19 protein-coding genes are annotated in these 23,284 nt (G+C 62.8%); 10 read left to right on the forward strand and 9 right to left on the reverse strand.

Annotated features, from left to right (window positions below; translation table 11 throughout):
* Positions 1–23: 23 nt before the first annotated feature.
* Both KBB96_RS02560 and KBB96_RS02565 read right to left on the reverse strand, forming a co-directional pair.
* Positions 24–3,227 carry an Ig-like domain-containing protein gene (locus KBB96_RS02560; protein WP_211631945.1) on the reverse strand — a complete coding sequence of 1,068 codons (3,204 nt, stop codon included), beginning with the start codon at positions 3,225–3,227 and terminating at the stop codon, positions 24–26.
* A 391-nt stretch (positions 3,228–3,618) separates the two neighbouring features.
* On the reverse strand, positions 3,619–4,197 hold the full coding sequence (locus KBB96_RS02565; protein WP_211631947.1) for a suppressor of fused domain protein: 579 nt from the start codon (positions 4,195–4,197) through the stop codon (positions 3,619–3,621).
* A 122-nt stretch (positions 4,198–4,319) separates the two neighbouring features.
* Between KBB96_RS02565 and KBB96_RS02570 the strand changes: the two genes are divergently transcribed.
* Positions 4,320–5,234 carry a hypothetical protein gene (locus KBB96_RS02570; RefSeq protein WP_211631949.1) on the forward strand — a complete coding sequence of 305 codons (915 nt, stop codon included), beginning with the start codon at positions 4,320–4,322 and terminating at the stop codon, positions 5,232–5,234.
* A gap of 15 nt (positions 5,235–5,249) precedes the next feature.
* On the opposite strand, the gene KBB96_RS02575 is transcribed toward KBB96_RS02570, so the two are convergent.
* Together KBB96_RS02575 and KBB96_RS02580 are read right to left on the reverse strand one after the other, a co-directional pair.
* Positions 5,250–7,475: a sulfatase/phosphatase domain-containing protein gene (locus KBB96_RS02575; RefSeq protein ID WP_211631951.1), complete on the reverse strand. Its 2,226-nt coding sequence runs from the start codon at positions 7,473–7,475 to the stop codon at positions 5,250–5,252.
* Between the two features lie 45 nt (positions 7,476–7,520).
* Positions 7,521–8,969 (reverse strand): phospholipase D-like domain-containing protein, encoded by a 1,449-nt coding sequence (locus KBB96_RS02580; RefSeq protein WP_211631953.1) that lies wholly within the window; start codon positions 8,967–8,969, stop codon positions 7,521–7,523.
* Positions 8,970–9,054: 85 nt separating this feature from the next.
* On the opposite strand from KBB96_RS02580, the gene KBB96_RS02585 reads away from it, so the two are divergent.
* The gene (locus KBB96_RS02585) at positions 9,055–9,366 is read left to right on the forward strand and encodes a Dabb family protein (protein ID WP_211631955.1); all 312 of its coding nucleotides are present in this window, start codon (positions 9,055–9,057) and stop codon (positions 9,364–9,366) included.
* Positions 9,367–9,434: 68 nt separating this feature from the next.
* On the opposite strand, the gene KBB96_RS02590 is transcribed toward KBB96_RS02585, so the two are convergent.
* From KBB96_RS02590 to KBB96_RS02600, 3 genes are all read right to left on the reverse strand, one after another.
* On the reverse strand, positions 9,435–11,291 hold the full coding sequence (locus tag KBB96_RS02590; RefSeq protein ID WP_211631957.1) for an SLC13 family permease: 1,857 nt from the start codon (positions 11,289–11,291) through the stop codon (positions 9,435–9,437).
* 180 nt (positions 11,292–11,471) lie between these two features.
* Entirely contained in the window at positions 11,472–12,509 is a 1,038-nt protein-coding gene (locus tag KBB96_RS02595) for a sulfate ABC transporter substrate-binding protein (protein ID WP_211631959.1), read from the reverse strand.
* A 163-nt stretch (positions 12,510–12,672) separates the two neighbouring features.
* Positions 12,673–13,539: a hypothetical protein gene (locus KBB96_RS02600; RefSeq protein WP_211631961.1), complete on the reverse strand. Its 867-nt coding sequence runs from the start codon at positions 13,537–13,539 to the stop codon at positions 12,673–12,675.
* 190 nt (positions 13,540–13,729) lie between these two features.
* Between KBB96_RS02600 and KBB96_RS02605 the strand changes: the two genes are divergently transcribed.
* The 8 genes from KBB96_RS02605 (at position 13,730) to KBB96_RS02640 (ending at position 20,938) form a co-directional block, all read left to right on the forward strand.
* Positions 13,730–13,930, forward strand: a complete 201-nt coding sequence (locus KBB96_RS02605) for a hypothetical protein (protein ID WP_211631963.1) — start codon at positions 13,730–13,732, stop codon at positions 13,928–13,930.
* A 150-nt stretch (positions 13,931–14,080) separates the two neighbouring features.
* Positions 14,081–14,482 carry a hypothetical protein gene (locus KBB96_RS02610; protein WP_211631965.1) on the forward strand — a complete coding sequence of 134 codons (402 nt, stop codon included), beginning with the start codon at positions 14,081–14,083 and terminating at the stop codon, positions 14,480–14,482.
* A 25-nt stretch (positions 14,483–14,507) separates the two neighbouring features.
* Positions 14,508–14,990 carry a Fur family transcriptional regulator gene (locus tag KBB96_RS02615; protein ID WP_211631967.1) on the forward strand — a complete coding sequence of 161 codons (483 nt, stop codon included), beginning with the start codon at positions 14,508–14,510 and terminating at the stop codon, positions 14,988–14,990.
* Positions 14,987–15,874: a helix-turn-helix domain-containing protein gene (locus KBB96_RS02620; RefSeq protein WP_211631969.1), complete on the forward strand. Its 888-nt coding sequence runs from the start codon at positions 14,987–14,989 to the stop codon at positions 15,872–15,874. The genes KBB96_RS02615 and KBB96_RS02620 overlap by 4 nt, the downstream gene beginning before the upstream one ends.
* Before the next feature lie 135 nt (positions 15,875–16,009).
* Positions 16,010–16,684 (forward strand): PEP-CTERM sorting domain-containing protein, encoded by a 675-nt coding sequence (locus KBB96_RS02625; protein ID WP_211631971.1) that lies wholly within the window; start codon positions 16,010–16,012, stop codon positions 16,682–16,684.
* Between the two features lie 185 nt (positions 16,685–16,869).
* On the forward strand, positions 16,870–17,805 hold the full coding sequence (locus tag KBB96_RS02630) for a DUF6607 family protein (protein WP_211631973.1): 936 nt from the start codon (positions 16,870–16,872) through the stop codon (positions 17,803–17,805).
* 6 nt (positions 17,806–17,811) lie between these two features.
* Positions 17,812–20,109, forward strand: a complete 2,298-nt coding sequence (locus KBB96_RS02635; protein WP_211631975.1) for a TonB-dependent hemoglobin/transferrin/lactoferrin family receptor — start codon at positions 17,812–17,814, stop codon at positions 20,107–20,109.
* Between the two features lie 10 nt (positions 20,110–20,119).
* A complete protein-coding gene (locus tag KBB96_RS02640) occupies positions 20,120–20,938 on the forward strand; it encodes a DNRLRE domain-containing protein (RefSeq protein WP_211631977.1) in 819 nt (272 codons plus the stop codon).
* A gap of 130 nt (positions 20,939–21,068) precedes the next feature.
* On the opposite strand, the gene KBB96_RS02645 is transcribed toward KBB96_RS02640, so the two are convergent.
* Both KBB96_RS02645 and KBB96_RS02650 read right to left on the reverse strand, forming a co-directional pair.
* Complete coding sequence (locus tag KBB96_RS02645; protein ID WP_211631978.1) at positions 21,069–22,082, reverse strand: S1 family peptidase; 1,014 nt, start codon at positions 22,080–22,082, stop codon at positions 21,069–21,071.
* 99 nt (positions 22,083–22,181) lie between these two features.
* Positions 22,182–23,216: a BPSS1187 family protein gene (locus KBB96_RS02650; protein ID WP_211631980.1), complete on the reverse strand. Its 1,035-nt coding sequence runs from the start codon at positions 23,214–23,216 to the stop codon at positions 22,182–22,184.
* Between the last annotated feature and the right edge of the window lie 68 nt (positions 23,217–23,284).

Genomic DNA, 23,284 nt, shown 5'->3' on the forward strand with positions numbered 1-23,284 from the left:
TCTCAAATCAAGGTGGAGCCGGTTTACGGCATGTCCCCGGTGATCACCAGACTGCCGCTGCCGGAGAACGTGCCACCATAGCCGAGCGCGCCCAGAGAAGTCGCGGTATAAGTTCCGGCCGGGACGTTGTTTCCTCCGATGGTCATCGTACCAATCGTGCTGGTCGCGCTGCCGAGATCCAGCGTGCCTGCGGCCAAGGTCAGCACCGCACGGTCCTGGTTCCAGGCATTGGTGAGCTGGAGCGTGGAGGTGCTGGTGGTGAGCGTCACTCCATACAGGCTGTCCAGTGCGCCGGTAGCCGCGCTGCGGAGCTGGGCGCGGGTGTTGAGTGTCACGGTGCCGGTGCCCAGCGCTCCACCTGCCTCGGAAACGAGGAAGAGGCGGCGGGCGTTGTCGGTGGTGCCGTCGCCGGTCACGTTCCAGTTGCCGCTGTAGGTGTTGTTCGCGGAGGCCACATAGAGCAGTCGGCGTTCTCCGGATTGACCCTGGAGGGTGGCGGTCAGGTTGATGTCCGAGCCACCGGTGAGCGCTCCGTTGATCCGCAGGGTATTCGAGTAGGCGCTGCCGCTGTCGGACTGGAGGCGGACGGTGACGCTGCCACCGGTGCCCAGGCTCACGGGGTTGCTCATGTTGCGCATGACGTTGCCTGCGGCGGTGTTGTAGGACTGGAAGGTCGCGCCGCTTTCCAGCAGCAGTTCCTTCAGGTTCACCGTGTGGGTGTTGTTGCCACCCGCAGAGGTGTGGCGCAGGCGCAGGATGCCGCCATTGGCCACCGTCACCCAATCACCCGGGAAGGTCACCGTGCTACCGCTGGCCACCGAGGCGGAGACGGAGTCCACCGTATTGGCGCTCACCACACGGTAGTTTTTGCCGCTGCCCGGAGCGGTGGCATCCGCCCACACGCTGGTGGTCGTCCAATCGCCGCTGGCCACCGAGGGAATGGTGACGATGGTGATCGTGCCGCTGCCGGTGAAAGTGCCGCCGTAACCGAACGCTCCGAGATTGGTGGCGGTGTAGGTGCCGGGGGTGATGGCATTGCCCGCGATCTTCAGCGTACCGATGGTGCTTGCGCCACTGCCGAGATCCAGCGTGCCTGCCTGCAGGTCCAGCGTCGCCGCCGGGTCGATCCACGGATTGGTGAGCTGGAGCGTGGAGGTGGCGGTGGTCAGCGTGACGCCGTAGAGGCTGTCCAATCCGCCCGCCGCGCTGTTGCGGAGCTGGGCGCGGGTGTTGAGCGTGACGGTGCCGGTGCCGAGCGAGTTGGCGGCCTCCGCGACGAGGAACAGGCGGCGGGCGTTGTCGGTGGTGCCGTCGCCGGTCACGTTCCAGTTGCCGCTGTAGGCCACGTTGTTCATCCCCATGTAGAGGAAGCGGCGCTCGCCGGTTTGTCCCTGCAAGGTGCCGGTCACGTTGACGTTGCCGGTGCCGAAGATTCCATCGCTGATCCGCAGGCCGTTCGTGTAGGAACTGCCGCTGTCGGACTGGATGCGGATGGTCGAGGTGCCGGAGCCGATCACCACTGGACCGCGGATGCTGCGCGTCACGTTCCCCACGTTCGAATTGTAGGACTGGAGCGTGGAGCCGCCGCGCAGGATCAAGCCGCCATCGAAGGCGGAAGTATAGGTGGTGGTGCCACCCGCGGAATTGTGGGCGAGGCGCAGCAGGCCACCGGAGTTCACCGCCATCGTGTCACCGGCGAAGTCGACCGTGCCGCCGCTGGAGACATTGTTCGGCGATGCGTCGACGGTGTGGCTATTGGAGATACCGTAGTTCTTCCCAGCCGAAGGCGCGAGGCTGTCACTCCACACGGTGGTGGTGGACCACGCGCCGCTGGACACGGAATTCACATCCGCGGCGATGTCCGGGTCCGGCGCTTGTGTAGGCGGCTGGATCATCACCCAGCCGACCGATTGATACCCGGCCGAGTCCTGGATGCGGTAGGAGAAATAATCCAGCGCGGTGATCGAGGTGGACGGATGATAGATCAACTGGTCGCGACCTCCGGGCCCCGTGCCGGTCGAGCGGGTGATGGACGCTCCGCCTTGCGAGGTGGACGGAAATGATGTGATGGTGATGGTCTGGCCATTCGAGTCCGAGTCGTTCGCCAGCACGTCCAGCGTCAGGTCCGTCAGCGAAAAGTGGACCTTCGCCCGGTCCGCGTTCGCGCGCGGTGGCAGCGGGAAGGAGTAGGAGCCGAGGTTGTCGAGGATGCCGGTGCGCGTGTTGCGGTAGGGGATCATCTTCGCCAGTTCGGAGGAGGCGAAGCGGCTCAGGCCATTGCCGTTCATGATCGTGTTGCCCTCCGTGTGATCGTCCTGGTTGTCGCCCGCGCCCCAGTTGTGGCCGAACTCATGGCGCCAGACGGTACAGAAGTTGGCATCGCTCAGGCTGCTGCTGATGCTCACCCACGCATAGGCGTTGCTGGTGCCGATGTTGCTCACGAAGGCCAGGCCGCCACTGCCTGTCACCACCACCGTGGTTGCCTCATCGTAGGAGGTGGAGGGCAGCACCGTGGGCAGAACGTTGTTCCACTGGTCCTTCAGCAGCGAGAGGGACGTGGAAGGATCATCCGCGGAATTCGTCCGCAGCACGATGCGACCGATCCGTGGCAGCACCGCGAAATCGCGCAGGTAGATCGCGCTGGTCTCGGTGACGGCGAATTCCGCGCGCTCCAGTGCTTCGTCCGCGTTCAGGCTGGCCTTGTTGTAGTAGGAATAGCTGAGGTCCAGGCCGACATCCGCACCATAGACGGTCGAACCGGCGCCGCCGGAGCCGACGACGTTGGTGGGATACTTCGGCGTCCAACTTGCGGGCGAGGGGATCGTCATCGAAGTGCCCGTGCCTTTCCAGGTCGTGCCGTCTTCGAAAATGATCGAAGTGCGTACGCTGCCATCCGCGAGCAACTGGCCTGCGGCGATCGCGCCCGGATAACCGGAAACACTGCCGATATAGGTGCGCACCGGGCGGGTGGGGGTGTAGGAGGTGAACGAAGTGCCGCCGGTGTGGAGGTACACGCCGTAGTTCGGACCGCGCACCGACTGCTTGTTGAAGGTCACCGTGGTGCTGCCACCCGTGTAGGTGTAGGTGCGGGTGAACGATGCGGGCGGGTTGTTCGGATCCTGGCCATGGACCGTCGCGGTGACGGAGGCGAGGGCCAGTAGGGTTCTCAAGGCTCCACGCCGCCACGCAGGCGCGGCATGGGATTGGGCTTTATAATGCAGGTTCATACGGTTCATGGGTTTTGTAGGGGAGAGGCCGCGGCACGAAGCCTCCGGCCGGTCTCCGGATGGAGACCGCGTGGAGTTCCGTCAGGCGCGTCTGGGCAACACGCGCCACGGAGGTTTTTGCTCTCATGCCTGCATGAGCACTCCCCACGTACAGGGAGGAATCGATCTAATCCGAATGCCTAACAGGCACCCCGCCTCCTTGCATCCAACAACGAGTTGGAAAATCTGGGTAATCCTCTTCGGCAGAGGTAGCCAAGCATTCCTGCTCGCGAGCGGGTGGAGCGGATCGTTCGTACCAGATACGCACGTCTCCAACGGCTCGCAGGGTGCGATTGAATTTTTTGGGTGCGTCGCGCCACCCACACTCACAAGCAGGAATGCTTGTGCTACGTCACACCACCGGCGTGCGCTCCAGATCGAACACGTCCACTTCCTTTTCCTCGAACAAGGTCTCCAGCGCTTCGAAGCCGTGTTCTTCCGCATACACCGCCTCGGATTCCGAGACGGGGATCATCATCAGCCAGAGCACTTCCTTCTCCGTCAGTTTCACCGGTTCCAGCTCGTCCCATGGGAACGGTTCCGTGAACATCACATGTTGCATGGTACGGGATACGCCGTACATGGACACCAGATCTCCGAAAACGGCTCCCGGATAAACCGGCCAGCCTTCCTTGATCGAGCAGAACGCGGCCGTTGAGAGGATCGAGGCAAAAGCCTCGGCTTTGTCCGCGTTGCAGCCGCCGGTCAGCTCCAGGCACACCGGCTTGTCCATGCCTTCCACCTCCCGCGGATGATCGGACAGTCCCACGGTGGCGAAGGAAACCACGCCACGTTCCGGGGCGTCCGGGCAGCGCAGCACGTCCACGTGATGCTTTCCGGATTCATCGTGGAAGCGGACGACTTCGGGCTTGCCGCCGAAGACCGCCGCCAGATGACCCGCGATTTTCAAGTTGGACGCGCTTGTTTCCATGCCCGTTCCCCTGACCCAATCGCGCGGCCGAGACAAGCGGAATGCGTCCCCGGGAGGCGCCACCCGAATTCCGTCCCTTGCCGGGTGAGGGTTCCTGCGCGAGGGTGGCGCGTTTGAGCTCCATGAACCGTGCCCTTTTCCTCGCCGCCGCCACCGTTATCCTGGCCGCGTGCGACCGCCCTGATCCATCTCCGACCGGCAGCGGAGGCGGGGCCGCGGTTGTGGCTCCCGCTCCGATCACTGGTGAAATGCCGCAGGCAACACCGGGGGTGGAGATGGATGTCGCCTTGCAGGAAAAGGCCCGCAGCCTTGCCAAGGAAGATCCCGTCGGTGGTCTGCGATGGCTTTTTTCCAAGGGTTTGGTGGCGGAGTCGGGTGCTTGTCTCTCCGCGTATCTCGACCTTCTGGCAAAGGAGCGCTCCCCAGCCATGCTGGATCTGGCCGACCTGATCGAATCCCCGCAGGTCCGTGCTGCCTATCAATCCGCCGCCTATGAGGTGCTGGCGAATCAGGACTCCGCTCTCGCCTGGCGCTTGTGGACGGAACGAAGTGCCACTCATCCCGATGAGCCCGTACGGCCGATGGTGCTTCATCAGTTCCGGAATGAAGGCTTCCGCCAGGCGTGGGACGAACTGCAACGGCGCAAACCCGGGAGCAGTCTGGATCTTGCGGCTTTTCGCACGATCCTAGGCTCGGAGAAACTGAGTCAGGACGATGCTGCATTTGCGGTCACGCTTCTGAGAAACCTGTCCGATGGGTCAGGTAAGGAGCTGCTGACCGAGCCGAAGATCGTGGAAACGCTCTGTCGACTCGACCTTTCAGGCTTGGGCGATTGGCTGGTATCGCTGCCGACCGATCCACGGTATGACCCTGCTTTCTCGGCGATGGCGGCGGACTCGGCGGGGAAACACGATTTCACCGCCGCCCAATCGTGGCTGGAGCGGATTCAAAGTCCGGACCAGCGGGAAGCAACGTTGGCCTGCGTCCGCGACCACATGTCGTCCACCTTGGCCGATTCGAAACCGAAGGTGGACTGACGAACTCCGCGCCGATTACTTCGGCAGACCCAGTTTGACCAAGGTCGGTTCAAGAGCCTCCGCCCAGCGCTTGTAGCCCTCTGCCTGCGGGTGGAGGAAGTCCGGCATGATCTCCTTGGGCAGCAGGCCGTCGGGATTCAGGAAACGGTCGTTCACATCGAGATGGATGACCTGGGTGCCATCCGCGAAGGCCTTGATGCGTTCGTTGATCTCGTTGTTGCGGACGCGCATCTTGTCTTCGGCCTTCTCGCCGCGTGGGAAGACGGAGAGCAGCACGATCTTCGCATCCGGCTTGCGGGCGCGGAGGATGTCGAGGATGCGGCGCACTCCGGAGGCGGTGTCCTCCGCCGGGTCCATGCGATGGCCGGTGTTGTTGGTGCCGATCATCAGCACGAAGACCTTCGGATCGACGTTGTCCAACTCGCCGTTCATGAGCCGCCAGATGACATGCTCGGTGCGGTCGCCGGAGAAGCCGAGGTTGAGCGCCTTGCGGCCCGCGTAGTATTCCGTCCAGATCTCCTTGCCGGGGCCTTCCCAGCCCTGGGTGATGGAGTCACCGATGAAGACGAGATCGTGCGGGCCTTCCTTCGCGAGCTTCATTTTCTCGTTGTGGCGCTGGCGCCACCACTGGAGTTCCTCGCCGCGCTGGGCCGTGGTGGTGGCGGGATTGATGCCGTAGCCGGCCTTGAGTTCGGCGAGGCGTTTCTTGAGACCTTCGAGAATGGGCGCGTAGGCCGGATCATCGGCCACGGACTTCAGTTCCTGCGGGTCCTTTTTCAGGTCGAAAAGGTTCCATTGTTTCGTTTTCGGGAACCACATCAGCTTGTAGCCGCTGTTGCGGACGCCTTCGTGCGGGGCCACGGCGTGGGTGGTCTCTCCACTATAGAAATAGTAGATCGCATCGCGCCAGCCGTCCGGAGTCTTGTCCCCGGCTTTCAGGACGGGGATGAGGCTCCTGCCCTGCATGTCCGGCGGGACGGGGACATGCGCCGCATCGAGGAAGGTCGGCGCGTAGTCGATGTTCTGGATCAGCGAGGCATTGCGGACTCCCGCGGGAACCACGCCGGGCCAGCGGATGATGAACGGCATCGAGAGTGATTCCTCGAACATCCAGCGCTTGTCGAACCAGCCGTGCTCGCCGAGATAGAAGCCCTGGTCGGCGCAGTAGATGACGATGGTGTTCTTCGCGAGGCCGCTCTTGTCGAGGTAGTCGAGCATCTTGCCCACGCCCTCGTCCACCGCGCGGACGCAGCGCAGGTAGTCCTTCATGTAGCGCTGGTACTTCCAGCGGACCACGGCCTTCTCATCGAGCTTGCCGTCCTTCATGTCCGCCAGGAATTTCTGGTTCTCCGGCCCGTAGGCGGCGTTCCAGGTCGCGAGCTGCTCCGGCGTCATGCGTTGAAGCTCACCGTTGCGGTCGGCGCCGGTGAAAAACTTCGGATAGAGGTTCTCGCCGGGGAGTTTCATGTCATTTCCCCATGAGAAATCGTTCGCGATCTGCATCGCTTGCTTCTTGAGCGATTCGTCGCGGTTCGCGTAGTCGTCGAATAGGGTGGGCGGTTCCGGGATGGTGACGCCGTCGAAGAGATGCATGTGGCGCGCCGCGGGCGACCAGTTGCGGTGCGGGGCCTTCTGCTGGAACATCAGCACGAAGGGCTTCGACTTGTCCCGGCCGCTTTCCAGCCAGGAGAGAGCCTTGTCCGTGATCAGATCGGTGACGTAGCCGTTCTCGCGCTTCGATCCGGCGGAGGTGATGAACTCCGGATTATAGTACATCCCCTGGCTGTTGAGGATCTCCCAGTGGTCGAAGCCGGTCGGCGTGGAATCGAGGTGCCACTTGCCGATGATCGAGGTCTGATAGCCCGCTTTCTGCAGCAGTTTCGGAAAGGTCTGCTGGGTGCCATCGAAGCGCGAACCGCTGTTGTCGATGAAGCCGTTGGTGACGGAGTGCTTGCCGGTGAGCACCGTGGCGCGGGATGGGCCGCAGATGGAATTCCCGCAATACGAGCGGGTGAACACCGCGCCATCCTTGGCGATGCGGTCGATGTTCGGCGTGGGGGCCACGTCCTTGAGCGGCCCGCCATAGGAGGAAATCGCGTTCAGAGCGTGGTCATCCGAGAAGATGAACACGATATTCGGCCGGTCTTCCGCGCGGGCGGCGGCGAGGGACAAGCAGGCTGCGGCAAACAATGAGGACAAACGCATCGCCGCCCATACGAAGAAAAAACCGGGATGTTTCAAGACGAATGGTGGTCGCCCCAGCCGACCGGGTGGAAGGATTTCCGGCTACAACTGATCCGCGAGGGATTCCGCGAGCGGGGCGATCATGCTATCGGTGTCGGATTTCTTCATGCGGGGGGAAATCCGGAAATCCGGAGTGAAAACCGCGTTTTCCAGGGACTTGACCGTGGCGGGATCATTGGTGGAGAGATTGAGCTCACGGTTGATGCGCATGCTCAGGGTATCGAGATTGGCGGAACCGAAGGTGGCCCAGCCATCGGCGATCATCACCTTCATGTGGGTCATGCGCGGATAGCGATAGACCTTCACGCCCGCCCTCATCACATCGCGTGCGGTGGCGGCATTTCCGGCATCCATGATGGTGGAGTCGCCACGACTCGGCAGGATCACGCGGACATCCACGCCACGGCGGGCGGCGGCGATGAGTTCGTCCGCGATGTCATCCGCGGCGAAGTAGGGATTCTCGATCCACACACGCTTGCGGCTGGCATTGATCGCAAGGCGGGTGGCCTTGAGCACGTCGTAGCGTCCCTCCGCCGGATCAGTGCGCAGGATGCGGAAGGCGGGACCGTTGCCCGGAGGCGTGCGGCGATACCAGGAGGGTGCTTTCAGAAGCGCGAGGTCGCCGACGGGACCGGCCTTCCTCCAGGCGCGGTTGAATTCGAGCTGGAGCGGCACGGTGATGGGACCTTCGATCCGTGCCATCAGGTCGTGCCACTCGGACTCGTATTCGCGGCCGATGTTCATGCCTCCGAGGTAGGCGCGCTCCGCATCGAAGACGAGTAGCTTGGTGTGATCGGAAACAAGCCATGGATCGAGCACGCGGCGGACCCGGACCTTGGAGCCGTCTTCCAGATGCTCGCCGATGTTGCCGGGCGGTGAGAATCCTTGAGGGCCTTTGGTCTCCGGCGGAGCGGTCTGGGCGAACGTGGTACCGACGTCATCGAAGAGCACGCGCACTCGGACCTCGTTCGAGCGGGCTTTGAGCAGGTCGGCGCAGTGGACGGCGGTGTCGTCGTTGTCGAAAATGAACACTTGCACATCGATGGTCTTTTTCGCCTGGGCCACCTCCTTGCGGAAATCCGAGAAGAACGCGGGGCCATCCACGCGAAAGGTGGCCTTGCCCGGCTCGGCGTGGCGGATGTGCTTCCGGTCCAACAGGCGCTCGAATTCCGGTGTGCCGGGGATTTCCGGAGGCGGCGGATCGACGAAGTCCGCCAGGGAGACGGACGAGCGGAAAATCGTGCGGATGCGCTGGTAGGCGAGGGCGAACCCGACTTTGGTGGTGGTCACGGGCTGGCGCACGGTGGCGAGCGCGGTGGAGCGGAGCAGGGTCAGGCCGATTTCGCGGCTGCTGTCCAGCGGATCGGCCGATTGGGAGCGGCGCTCGCTGGAGCGGCGGGCATTCATGCTGAAGCTGCCACAGGACGGGAGAAGGAGAACGGGCAGGAGCAGGGTTGCGAGGGCCGTCAGCCGCTTCCGTCGGTTCGTCATCACCGCATCATGGTCCAACAAAAGGCGGATGGCAAGTTGCCGACAATTGCTTGCGGCGGCGCACGTGCTGTTGGAAGCTCATGCCATGGCGATTGAACATCACGTTTATTTCTGGCTGAAGGAAGAGTACAAGGGCGAGGCCGAGCGCGCCGCGTTCGAGGCCGGCCTTGAGAAGCTTTTCGAAATCCCGCAGGTCGTCGAAGGCCTCTGGGGCACCCCCGCGCCGGTCATGGATCGTCCGGTGATCGACAAGTCCTGGGACTACGCGCTTTCGATGACCTTCGACACCATCGCGGAGCAGGACATCTATCAGGAAGATGCCGACCACCATGTCTTCATCGAGTCCTTCAAGGACACGTGGGAACGTGTGCTGGTGATGGACGTCCAGCCGCACTGAGCGGTTTGCTTTACGCGCGGAACGCGAGGGACCTCGCGTTTCGTGTGTCCGATGACAAACCGGGCACCTCACCCTGCCGGATAAAACGGCCAGATGAAGGGGATCAGCGTGCAGGCGGTGATCCAGCAGATGATGTTGAGAGGAATGCCCACGCGCAGGAAGTCCGAGAACTTGTAGCCACCGGGGCCATAGACCATCATGTGGGTCTGGTAGCCCATCGGCAGGGCGAAGGCGGTGGAGGCGGCCACGGTGACGGCCATGACAAAAGGCCAGTGGCTCACGCCGAGGCTGGCGGCAAGTTTCACCACGATGGGGACCATCATGACCGCGGTGGCGTTGTTCGAGAGCACCTCGGTGAGCAACAGGGTCATCAGGAAGATGGCCCACAGCATCACGCCGGGCAGCATTTCATGGGAGATGTGACCGCGCGCCAGCCCGACGAGGCTGTCGGCCAGCCAGCGGGCGGTGCCGGTGTTCTGCATGGCCATGCCGAGGCCGAGCAGGCCGTAAAGCATCAGCAACACCTGCCAGTCGATACTGGTGTAGGCATCGCGAGGCGTTACCACCTTCATCCACAGCAGGGCCAGTGCGCCGACGAGGGCGGCATAGTGGATGGGGATTTGTGGCAGCCAGGGCCATACGCCGTCCTTGCCACCGAGGAAGTCGGTCAATGTGGCGACCAATACAACACCGACGAGCGTGCCCCATGAGAGCCAGATGTGATGGGCCGGCTGGCGTGGAGTGGCATCGTCCTCCGGTGCATCGTCCGGCGAATCCGTGAGGATGAAATCGCGGGTGGCTTCCAGGTCGTCCAGGTTGTTGAGTGCGGTGATGACGAGCAGGGTGTCACCGCTTTCCAGTGCCTCGTTCGCGATCTGGCTGGTGATGTTCACTCCATTCCGGTGCAACGCGAGCACGACGCAGTTGTAGCGCTGGCGGAAATCGGACGCCGCGAGCGTTTCACCGATGAGCGAGGATTCATCCCGCACCACGAGTTCGGTGACGATGCCATCGACGGTGGACAGCACTTGCGCGCCGATCTCCGCGAAGAGCGCGTCCGGTTTTGCGGCCCGGCCGCGGCGGCGGTGGAGCGCGATGAGAAAGCGGTCGTTCTTCTCGACGGTGAGCGTCTTGAGGGACTTCATCACGCGCGCGCCCTTGCGGCGGACCTCCATGATGTGGATGCCATTGGCGCGGTCGAAGAGGGCGGTTTCCGTGAGCTTCTGTCCGATCAGCGGCGATTGGTCGGAAACGAGCAGATGATAAAGAGGCGTGGTGCGCTGGGTGATCTCCAGCGTGCCGGAGATGGAGGTGCGGGCGGGGATGAGTTTTGGCCCGAAGATGGCCAGATAGCCGATACCCGCGATCGTGAGGGGAATGCCGACCGGCGCGAGTTGGAACATGGACATCGGCTCCATGTGGAGATCCTTCAGCGTGCCATTCACCAGCAGGTTGGTGGAGGTGCCGATCAGCGTGCAGCAGCCGCCGAGGATGGAACTGTAGGACAGCGGCATCAGCAGGCGGGATGCGGGGATGTCCTTCGAGCGGGCGAGGCCGAGGGCCACCGGCAGCAGGATCGCGACGATGGCAGTGTTGTTCATCCACGCGCTGAAGAAGGCGGTGAGCAGCGAGAACGCCAGCATCGCCATGCGGGTGTTGTTCGGCAGCTTGTCGCGCAAGACCCGGCCGATGTGGTCGACAGCCCCCGATTTCTCCAAGGCTCCGCCGATGATGAAAAGAGCGGCGATGGTGAGCGGCGCCTCGTTCCTGAAGACGTCCGTCATCTTGTTCGCGTCCACCAGCCCGAGCGCCACCACGGCACAGAGAACCGTGAGCGCGATCACGTCCGGCGCGGCCCATTCGCGGATGAAGGCGACGAGTGTGACGGCGATGACCGTCAGGGTGAGTGCGATCTCCAGTGTCATGAGTCAGGCGGCACCCCGTGTGGGGAAGCCGGGCGTTTCCATGACTACCCCGCCCATGTTTGGCAAGAAATGCCTGATTCGCGGAGAATGTGCGGAAGCCCAAAAAAATGCCCCTCCGCCCGGCCCGCAAGGGGGAGCCGGGCGGAGGGGCGAACCACCGCAAGGAAACTGTCGGATGCGTCAGGGCGAATAGATCTGATCGAAGATGCCGCCGTCCGCGAAGTGGGTCTTCTGGGCCTCGGCCCAGCCGCCGAACTCCTCCTCGATCTTGTAGAGCTTCAACTCGGGGAAATCGGCGGTGTGTTTCGCCAGCACTTCCGGGGAACGGGGACGGAGCTTGTGCTTGGCGGCGAGTTCCTGGGACGCTGGCGTGTAGAGCGCATCGAGGTAGGCCTTCGCCAGCGCCTGGTTGCCGTGCTTGGCCGCGTATTTTTCAACGACGGCGACGGGTGCCTCGGCGAGCACGCTGGAGGCCGGATAGACGATTTCGTTTTTGTCCGCGCCGAGTTCGCGGAGAGCGAGGTGGGCCTCGTTTTCGAACGTGAGCAGCACATCGCCGATTTCCCGCTGGGCGAAGGTGGTGGTGGCACCGCGGCCGCCAGCATCCAGCACCGGGACGTTCTTGAACAGCTTGTTCACGAACTCCTTCGCTGTGGCATCAGTGCCGCCGGAGAGGTGCTTTGCGTGCGTCCACGCGGCGAGGTAGCTGTAGCGGCCGTTGCCGGAGGTCTTCGGATTCGGGATGATGACCTGGAGACCGGGCTTCACCAGATCGTCCCAGCCCTTGATCTGCCTGGGGTTTCCCTTGCGGACGAGGAAAACGATGGTGGAGGTGTAGGGCGAGGCGCGATCCGGGAAGCGGTCCACCCAGTCCTTCGCCACCAGACCGTTCTGGGCGAGGATGTCGATGTCGGTCGATTGGTTCATCGTCACCACATCGGCCTCGAGGCCATCCAGCACCGAGCGTGCCTGCTTCGAGGAGCCGCCATGGGACTGGTCGATCTTCGGAGTCTCACCGGTCTTGGCTTTCCACTCGGCGGCGAAGGAGGCGTTGAACTCCTTGTAGAACTCTCGGGTGACGTCGTAGGAGGCGTTGAGGAGAGTCGGCGCGGAGAGCGCGGTGCCGCTGGAAACGAGCAGCAGGACAAGGTGGGAGGAAAGGCGGCGCCAGACGCGGCGGCGCGGCGGGACGGATTCGAGGATGGGATTCGGAGTCATGGCCAACGGGAAAGCGGAGGGGGCTGCGGATGAGGCGGCCGGTTGCGGTTGCTGTCGCTTCCCGTGTGGGGTGGCTGGCTTTTGAATGTAGATTGATTGGTGGGAATTCAAGTGGAAAAACGGGATCGGGGTGTAGTGCTTTGGAGGTGAGTCGATTAGATTCTCAGATTTCCGGCTCGGCGCGGTAGTGGGTGCTATCGCCTTCACAGATTGACCGCCAATTCCGCTCGATGGCGGGGTCCGGAGTGGCGATTTCCAGGTTGAGCTGGCCGAGCATGTCGTAGACGCGGATGGCGGACCACGGTTCTCCATCGATGCGGATCGGCAGCACCCACAGCGAGTGCGCGTATTCCAGCTTGATGTGGAGGAGACCGTGACCGCTGGCGTCGATGACCTCGATGCAGCCGTTGCGGAGCTTCGCGCGTCCGGGGATGAGGCGTGTGACCATGCCGAGATGTGGCGATTGAATACGGCACATCAGCGGGAGATGAAGTACGGAGGCTTCCTCCAGGATGAGGGTGAGCGGATGGCGTGTGGCGTGGAGGACGCGGCGGTCTGCTGCCTGACTGCAATGCGGGCAGAGGCAGGGCGGGGGATCGAGTTCGCTGCGCCAGCGGTTCAGCTCCGCATGCGGAATGGCGGATTCGCCGAGAGCACGCAGATCTTCCACGAAGGGGCCGTAGTCCGCGGATTCATCGAGCGCGACGAGACTGAGTGCGCAGGAGCGCTCCTCGAAATCGAACTCCACGGCCGGAGCCGGGTGCAGGAGCTTGTCGATGCGGACGGCATGAACCCCTTTCAAATGTGTTAGATCGAGATTGAGACCACCTTCCGGGAAAAACACGCTGCCACTGTCCTCGTCCAGAAGCGGCATACCGAGTGGCTGGATGGCGGCGAGCTCCGCACCGATGTTGCGGGCATGCATATAGAGCCGATGGATCGGAGCAATGGCTTGGAAAATCGCTTCAGGAGCGGGGCGCAGGCGCAGCACGTGATCGGCGGAAGGAAGGGACGGGCCTGTGGTTGTCATTCGTGACATGGAAGCCACATCCGCCGTTTTGTGCGCGCTGCCGCTTGTCGAAGAATGACGGTGGATTGCCGCATTCTAACAGCCGTGTTATTGAGACTGAATGTCATCAACAATTCTCGTTTCTCTTTGATCTAACTTGAGTTGGGGCGGAATCGATGCTTTCTTCAAAACGAATCAACCACCTTTCATCATGAAAACCGAAACCTCTGGAAAGACCGCAACGTGTGCCGCCTGCCAATATTGGAGCAGCGATGCCAAGGGTAAGAAAGGCGAGTGCCGCCGTCATGCACCCCAGATGCTCGTCTTCAACGTGGACGACGACGTGAAATACAAATCCCACTTCCCGGCCACCTCCGCCAGCGACTGGTGTGGTGACTTCAAGGCGAAGTAAGATTCCGCTCCGATTCCTGGCAACAAAGCCGCCCGACCTTCACCGGTCCGGCGGCTTTTTTCATTGGAGCGGCAAGGCTTGGAGGGCCATGTGACGACCTCCGTGACAAAATCTCTTGCTATTGAGAATCATTCGCATTAGCTGTGGCGCATGACTCACACGGCAACGCTCGATTCGGTGCTGGCTTCGCTTGCGCGGCCCTTCCGGGGATGTGCGGACACTCTGCTGGACCTGCGTGAATGCGCGTGCGACGGGCGACGGGTGGGAACTTGTGTTAGAGCTTACTTCGAGCTTCAGGAAGAGGCTCCGGATCAGAACGAGGCACGCGCGGGACTGAACGGTTTCCGCCATTGGTTGGAAGATCACGTGGAGATCGCGGTGCTGGATGGAAAAAACTCCGTGTGCCTTGAGACATGGCCGCTGATGCTGGCGGGCGAGACGGATCTGGAACACTTCTGCCAGAAGGCGATGAACCGCCTCCGCGACGACCGCTGTCACAAGGCTTCGCTGATTCATCTGGAGTTCCGGTTCCGTCCGGCGCTGGCCGCCTGAGAGGTTCGAACGGGAACAACTTCCCATGAACGACGCCTCCGATTTCGCGACGCGTGCCGCCGCATTCTGGCGCGAGCGCGGCGGACGGATGACTCCGGTGCGCGAGGTGCTGTGCCGGGCGATCGTTTCCAGCGAGAAGGCCTTTGTAGCGGAGGAACTGCTGGAGCGTGCCCGGAAGCTGGATCGCGGAATTTCCTGCGCCTCCGTTTACCGTGCTTTGTCCGATCTTGTGGACGCGGGCTTGTTGCGGGAGATCCGCGGCGAGCGCGACCAGCGTTCGTTCGTGGCAGCAGGTCTGCCCCAGGCACCCGTGGGCCATGTCGTGTGCTCGGATTGCCGGCGGGTGATTCCCCTGGAGGACGAGTGCGTGCCCTTGCGCGAGGCGGCGATGCTGAAGCGCATGGGGTTCGCGGCGGGCGGCATGCACCTGCGGATCGAGGCTTCCTGCGAGTCGATGAAACGTTGCGGCACCTGTGAGAACCAGGCCGCGTCCACCGGAACGGAATGAGTATGGATGTCACGTGGTGGCGGAATGGAGGCGGCATCCGCTGCGGTTCCATGTCCGGGCGGGTGGCGTCGGCCGGCTGCCGTTTCCGTGAGGCGTCGGCCGGTGATGTCTGGCTGTGGTTGAACCGCAGTGGCAGCGGGCTGGTGTGGGGTCCGGGCGAACGCTTTCCAGTGCAGCCCGGCATGTATGCTCTAACAGGCGGCGTGGAGGAAGATGAGTGGACGTGCATCCGCTATCCGGGCATCCACCGGATGGAGATCGTCCGACTGTCGCGTGAATGGCTCTCGACCCATCTTGGCAAACAACCGGAATGGTTGCATCCGGATCTGGCGAAGTGGCTCAAGGATGGCGGTCGTCTGGCATTCTGCGGTCTGATGGGACTGTGGGAGGAGGATCTCGGGACGGCGCTGGAAAAGGGTGCGGAGGAGGGCGGGGGAGCTGCTCTGCTGGCGGAGGCCCGCATTCTCGAATGGGCGGCGGTGCGTCTCTATCGCGGCAAGACCGGTGGCGAGGCGGGCGCGGGCTTTTGCTCCGCGGTGCGCGGTCGTGATCCGGTGCGGCGGGCTTTGGAAACCGTGCGCGCCCGTCTCGACCAGCCGCTGGAACTCACCACGCTGGCGAAGGAGGTGGGGCTGGCTCCTCACTATCTTTCCCGCCGCGTGAGCGCGGAAACCGGCCTCACCTTGCAGCGTCATTTGCGGAGGATGCGCATCGAGCGCGCCTGCGAATGGCTCGCATCCGGGCGGATGAACGTGACCGAGGCCGCGCTCGAGGTCGGCTATCAGAGCCTCAGCCATTTCGCGAAGGCCTTCCGCGAGGAAACCGGGCATGGCCCGCAGGACTGGTTGAAGCAGCGGAAGAATGGTGCGGCGGTTGACGCCTGATACGATCTCCACCGCAAATGAGCGTCACGTTTCCGCAAGCGAGCGTGAGCGGGTTTCCGTCAGGTGGGGCAGGATGTGTGCGGTCGGCGGGACGTCATCGGGATGAACCGGCGGTCGCATACTGAAATTGAAACGATGAAATCGAACCTCCTTGGCCCGATCCTCCCCCTGCTCCGCGGCTGCGCCCTGACTTGTGCGCTGGCGGCTTCCGCCCACGCCGCGTTGTTCGTGGACTACAACCTGGGCGTCGACCAGAACACCACAATCTGGACAACGCTCAACAATACGAATCCGAGCCGTACCGCTGACGCCGGCAGCGATCCGGGCAGCTTCACCATCGGCGCGCCGGGCTATCAGGCCAGCGTGGGCACCTACAGCTTCTCCACCGATTACTCGGTCACGGTCAATCAGACCTCCACCTTCGATCTGCAAACGGCGGTGTTCCAGGTGGATATCGCGATGAATCCTTCCTACACGCTGCCGTATGGCACCGGCCCGTTGCTCAGCTACAACGGCGGTTCGCAGAATCTGGCCGCATCCCTTTTCACCACCAATGGCACCGAACTGCGCAACACGTCGTTCGGCCCGATGAACTATGTCGGCGGAGCCTGGCAGTGGGATCTCTCCGGCATCACCGAGAACATCTCCTCCATCACGATCACCATGCCGGTGTCGGTTCACTCTTCCATCTCCGCGGCGCGGATTGACTCGGGTTCCTCGAACCTCGCGGTTGTTCCGGAGCCGTCGATGATGGGTCTCGCTTTGCTCGGCGGCGGCCTGTTGGTTGCGCGTCGCCGCCGTGCTGTCTGATCCGGGAAGGGGGCGGGCTGCCTTATTCCCCCGGAGCAGACAATGCCCCGCGCGATCTCCGGATTGCGCGGGGCATTTTTATTCCGGGCATGGAGGAGGATGATGGTTCCTTGCACGGCAATCCACCGTCAATGAATGGCAAGGCATCGGGAGCGGAGGGGTGGAAAACGGCCATGCTGGGGCCGATGAACTTGCCTACGATGATGGTGGCCGCGGGTGTGATGCTTGCGGGAACGTTCGCACGGGCGGAGGAAACTCCGGAGAGTGCGTTTGAAAAGGACCGCAAGGCGATCCTGGCGATGGCGGGTGATTTCCAAGTCTCCTTCCACTTCCATGAGAGCGTGCCGCTTCATACCGGCTACACGTTGAAGGATCGTCCGTACGATGAAGAGGCTTTCGAAACGGTGAAAGTCGCCGAGGACTCGGGCAAGCGGATCATTCTCCAGCATCTCCTCCAGGTGGAGGGCGAGGTGGTGAAGCACTGGGCGCAGATCTGGACCTACGAGGACCGCGAGCTGCTGGAATTCAAGGGCCATCGGACTTGGGCCGCGCGCACGCTGGGTGCGGAAGAGGTGAAGGGGGCCTGGACGCAACGTGTGACGGAAGTCACGGACGAGCCACGCTATGAAGGCCTCGGCCGCTGGATTCACCGCGATGGCTCCAGCGAGTGGAGCAGCCCGGCCAATCGCCCGCTTCCGCGCCGTGAGTATACGAAGCGTGATGACTACGATCTGCTGCTGGTGACGAACCGCCACACGGTCACCGCGGATGCCTGGTATCACGAGCAGGACAACGTGAAGCAGGTGGACCGCGACGGCGCCTCCTATCCGCTGTGCCGCGAGGTCGGTTTCAACACCTACAAGCGCGTGAAGGATCACGACTTCGCCGCTGCGAACGACTATTGGAATCGTACCAATGCCTTCTGGAAGCAGGTCCGCGAGACCTGGGATGCCTCCTTCGCCGGTTCCGACAAGGTATCGCTGCGCGACAAGGTGGACGACCAGTCGTTCTCGAAGGTCCTCGGCGGTCTCGTGGGCCGCGTGAAGAAGGGCGAGGCGGTGAAACCGGAGGAAATCCAGACCGCGCTGAAGCCCTATCTGATTCTTCCAGCGAAAGGCTGATCGTACATGAGGATTTCCCCCCGATGGTGTTGGTTCGCCGCGCTCACGATCACCGTGGCCGCGGCGGTTCCGGATGAGCCTGTTTCCAAAGAGCAGGAAAAGAACGACGACGCGAACCTGCCCGAGTTGCCGGAGACGGTGGTGATCGCCACCCGCACCCGGCGGAACTGGCTGGACACCGCAGGGACGGTCAGCAGTTTGAATCAGGAGGAGATGGTGCGTCGCGGCGTCGAGGATCTCGGCGGGCTGGTGAAGTACGATCCGCTGTTGTCCGGACCGTTCGATTTCGCCAGCGGCGACGGGGCCTTCGCGTATGGCAGCAGCGGCTACAGCGGCTTCAATATCCGCGGGGTGGAGGGCAACCGGATCGCCATCGAGCTGGATGGCATCCGCCAGCCGCCGCAGTACGTCTCGACCTCCTTCGACATGGGAGCGAGCGATGGCTCGGGCGGCATGGGTCGGGACTATTTCGATCCGGCGATGTTCGACCTGGTGGAGGTGATGAAGGGTGGCGCGAGCGCGCTCTACGGCAGTGACGCGCTCGGAGGCGTGGTGTCGATGAAGACGCTCTCGCCGGATGATTTTCTGGGCAAGGGTGACATCGGTGGATTACTGCGGACGCAGTATTTCTCCGTCAATGAAGGGCTCGCGAGCCAGATCGGCGGTGCGGTGAGGCGCGGCGACTTCGAGGTGATGCTGGTCTGGGCCGGGCGCGAAGGCCACGAGACGCAGAACAACGGCACGCTGCCTCCGAACCCGGTGGACTTCACCAGCAGCGCGGGCCTGGCCAAGGTCGGCTGGCGGCATGGAGAGAACGCCCTGTTGCTCACGCTGGAATCCTACGAGCGCAATACCGGCAGCAATGCCCGCAGCGCGATCCTCTCGCCCTTCCAGGTTTTCAACCGCAATGTGCTCAACTCCCAGCTCATGACCCGCGAGCGCGTTGGCCTGGAGTGGGACTATGAACCCGCCAACGGCTGGATCGACCGTCTGGAGACGCACGCCTACTGGCAGGACTCGGTCACTGGCAGTGACAACCGCAGCCGCTCAAAGGATGTCACCATCGGCGGCATCACCATCCCGGGGCGCCTGCGCAACCAGTCGATCCGTTTCGACACGAATCTGCTCGGTCTGACCTCGATCGCGCGGAAGGAAATCGTGGCGGGGGACATCACCCACGGACTGCTCGCGGGGATCGATGTGTCCCGCGAGGAGGGCGTGAACCGCTTCATGCGCTTCGATACCGGCATGCCGTGGGAACGGGACAGGATTTCGTTCGCACCGAGCACCACCACGCGCCTCGGCGTCTTCGTGCAGGACGAATTGAAGCTCGGCAAGCGCTGGACGGTCACCCCGGGCCTGCGCGCCGACTCGACCAGCATCGATCCGGAGCTGAGTCCCGGCTATCTCGCGCGGCTGGCCTCGCTCGATCAGAACACCGTTGAGCCGCCGCGCCCTTACGACAATGTCGCGTTGTCGCCGCGCTTGGACGTGAGCTACAAGACCACCGATCAAACCCGCCTGTATGCGGCGTGGTCGCATGGCATCCGCAATCCGACGGCGGAGGAGCTTTCGATGATTTTCGAGCATCCGGCCTCCGGTGGCAGTCCGGTGGGATCGGTGACGGTGCCGAATCCCTCGCTGCAGGAGGAGACCAGCGAATCGTTCAAGGCTGGCTTCAAGGGCGAATCGGACGTGGGCAAAGTCGGCCTCGAAGGCTTCTACACGTTCTACAAGAACTACATCGAGAACGGTGTGCGCACCGGTCGTGTTGATGACGAGGGTCACGACATTCTGACCACGCTCAATCGCGGCGAAGCGGAGATCTACGGCTTCGAGGTGAATGGCGAGTGGCAGGCGCGTTCGTGGAGACCCGCGCTCGATGGCTGGTCACTCGGTGCGAGCACGGGCAAGGCGGTGGGCATCAACCGCACCGATGATACGTGGCTGAACTCGGTGGAGCCATGGAAGACGGTGGGATGGATCGGCTACGACGCCCCGGACCAGAGCTACGGTGTGCGCTTGACGGCGGTACACTCCGCGGCCGTGAAGCACGTGGATGACACAACCAGCCAGAGCCGGTTCTTCCGCCCGCCCGCATGGACCACGCTCGATGTGGCCGCATATTGGAAACCAACGGACGACCTCACGCTCAACGCCGGAGTGAACAACCTCTTCGATGAGAAATACTGGTCGTGGAGCTCCGTGCGCCGTGGAAACGGCCACCTCGGCGGCAGTGCGACCGACGACCGCAGCACCGCGCCCGGCACCAATTTCCATCTCAGCCTCACCCGCACTTTCTGACCTTCCTCCCATGAAACCGCTCCTCCTTCTCCTCGCCTCCGCGGCTATCACCTGCGGCGTGACGCTCACGCCGACCCAGGACACGGACGTTTATCAGTTCACCACCTATCCAACGAGCACCACCTACTCGCTGGGAGTGAACGCGAGCAATGGGGAAGGGCACTCGCAGAAGACGCTGCTCAAGTTCAATCCGACCACGACGACGCTGGGCATGTCCGCGACGGAAATCGGCACGGCGAAACTGCGGCTCTACATCCTGCCGGATGGATCACCCTCCAGCGGTTACGGGGGAACATTGGTTCCAGGAGCCGTGACAGTGCATCCGCAAGGTACGGCATGGACCGTAGCAACAGCGAGGTGGAGCACGTTTTCTCCCGGTACGTCGCTCGGTTCGATTGCGATCACCCAGCCCTCCACGGAAACCACGGCGGTTTGGGTGGAGCTGGACGTGACCGCGCAGGTGAAGGCATGGGTGACAACTCCCTCCACCAACAACGGCTTTGTGATCCAGTCGGCGAATGAAAACGCAGTGCCCTTGTTGAACGTGGCCTTCGCATCGATGGAAACCGGTTTCCCGCCGCAACTGGTGGTGGAGAAGGTCCAACCGAAGCCATTCCAGATGACCGGTTTCACCATGAGCGGCGCGAACGTGACTCTGGGTTGGAACTCGGTGGTCGGGAAAAGCTACCGCGTGGAGGAATCCCCGGACATGACCACATGGGCGCCGCGGCAGACCGTCGTCGCGTCATCGACGGAAAGCTCGCTGACGATCGCGAAGACGGTGTATGCGGGCGGGAAAGGGTTTTTCCGCGTGGTGGCGGTGCAGTGAAGCTAAGTAGCGCGAGGCTCCCGCCTTGCGTGTTTCTTGCAGGCCGCTGCCGCTGAATCTTTGTCGAATGAAACAGGCTGGCCTTTTTTAGCTGCCATGTTTCAGAAACACGCAAGGCGGGAGCCTCGCGCTACTTCTCGATCAGATTGCGGATCTTCGAGGCGGGCACGCAGTTCTTGATCATCATCTGCTGCTCGTTGCCTGCGGGTTCCGGGACGGGCTGGCCTTTTGGCTCGGCATCCTTCGGCTTTGGAGCCTCCTTGCCTTTTGGCGGGGTGGGGGCTTTCGGTTCCTTGCCGCCTTTCTGATTTTTTGGCTCGGCGGGCTTGGCTTCCTGATCGACGGGGCGCTTCGGCTCCGGTGTTTCCGGTGACTCTTCCTCTCCGCCTTCGTGGTTGATCGCCTCGGTGTTAGATACCATGCCCACGACCGCGCCATCCGGATCGAGCACGGGGCCGCCGGAAGATCCCTCGGCGAATTCCGCGGTTACGGATTGCCAGAGAGTCTCCTTGCTGTCGTCTTCCAACGTACGATCCATGGAGTAGCGGGAAACCTCGCCGCTGGTCTGGAAGTAGAAGTGTTCGCCCGGATGGCTGACGATACGGACGCGCGTGCCGACATCGGCATCCTCGCCCAGCTTCAGCGGCACGAGCTTCGCGCCCGCGGTATCCACTCTGAACAACACCGCGTCCGACTCCGGATCGGAGGCCAGGATGGAGGTGATCTTGTAGAGCTTTCCGTCGACACCATAGACACCCCACGATTCATCCTCGGGCACGAGGAAGACATGGCGGTTCGTCACCATCACGCCGTCCTCGGTAAGGCACCACGCGGAGGCGGTGCCGCCGTTGTGCCATTCGTCGCAGTCCTCGCATTTGTATGCGGAGGCGACGACGAAGATGCTCTTCACGAGATCGTTATAGCCCGATGGCTTCGGCGGATTGGCGGGCAGCGCGACCGCAGCCTTTTTTGGCGCCTTCTCCAGCTTCTTCATGAGAGCCTTGCCATTCACAGCTTCATGTTTGTCGCCGAGCTCTCCGAGCTTCTCGCGGAGATTCTTCAAAACGACCATGTCATCGATCACCACCGGAGCGGCGGAAGCGGAGAGAGCCGGAAGCAGGAGAGCGAAGGCGATGGGCTTCATGCGTGTCGGTTTCCGTGATGACGGTTCCCGGAGCTGTTTGAAACCACGAAAGACACGAAAATTCACGGGGGGATCTTAGCCAGGTTTTCCTTCTTCCGATCACTTCGTCCTCTGATCCAGTTTGCACGGCTCTGGTGGCACCGGCCTGCCGGTTTTTTCGACCGGGCTGGTGAAGAGGTAGCGCCAAACGTCCTCGTAAAGGAATTTGCCATCGGGTCCCTTGGGGGAATTGCCGCCGGGGGTGACGGAACCGTGGGCTTTGTCCGGATTCCCTCCCACATCGGCGGCGGAGATCAGCCGGCGGGTGTGGCCATAGGGGGCAGGCATGCTGTCCACGTTCACAATCGGGCCGTAGTCGTTCAGCTTCATGAGTTGCCAGGACCGCGGGTAGTGATCGCCAGCCCAGCCGGCATCCTGCACGTGGCTGAAGGCGAAAATCCGGTTGCCCGGGGTGGCGGAGGGGAGTTTTTGCCAGACCTCAAACTGGTCGCGGGGGCCGCAGAACAGCACAGCACGGTTCACCGCCTTGTATTTCGCGAAGCGGGCGGCGGTGGTGGAACCGTGAGAGGCACCGGAAATGATGACCCGGTCCCAACGCAGGTCCTTGCCATCCTCGGTCAGGAACTGGCCCCAACGGCCCTGCGGATTTTCATGATCCAGCCATTTCACGAACTGGAGCGCGCGTTCCATCATGCCATCCGGCTTCGGGATCTCCACGGCCGGGCTGAAGTCCTCGCCGGTGGCGGCCTCCAGGCGGACCTTTGAGAGAAACAGGTCATCCGCGGGCGGCTGGCCGGAGTAGAGCTTGGAGAACCAGCCATTGGCGTAATGGACCTGGATGGCGTGGAGGCCGTAACCGGAGACCCGCTCGAAGAGCCCGGCATTGTAGCCCATGAGCCAGATGACCAGTTTGCCCTGTGGGGCCACCCGGGTGTCCACGGTGGCATGCTCGACGTCCGCGGGCTTCCCGTTTTTTTGGAACAAGAAGTCGATCTCCGGATGCTCCTTGGCACGGGAGTCGATCACGCTGGCGCGGGCGGTGAGGTCGTAGCGTTTTCCCTCCGCGGGTGGGGAGGAGGGTTCCGCGAGGAGGGGCAGGGCGGTCGCCAGCAGCAGCGGCAGGGTGCGGATCATCCGACCGTTTACTGGCCGGACCGGGAAATCCTGTCGGGTGGATGTCACGCGACGATTTCGCCTTATTC

It is taken from the genome of Luteolibacter ambystomatis, from assembly GCF_018137965.1.
Classification (GTDB): Bacteria; Verrucomicrobiota; Verrucomicrobiia; order Verrucomicrobiales; family Akkermansiaceae; genus Luteolibacter; species Luteolibacter ambystomatis.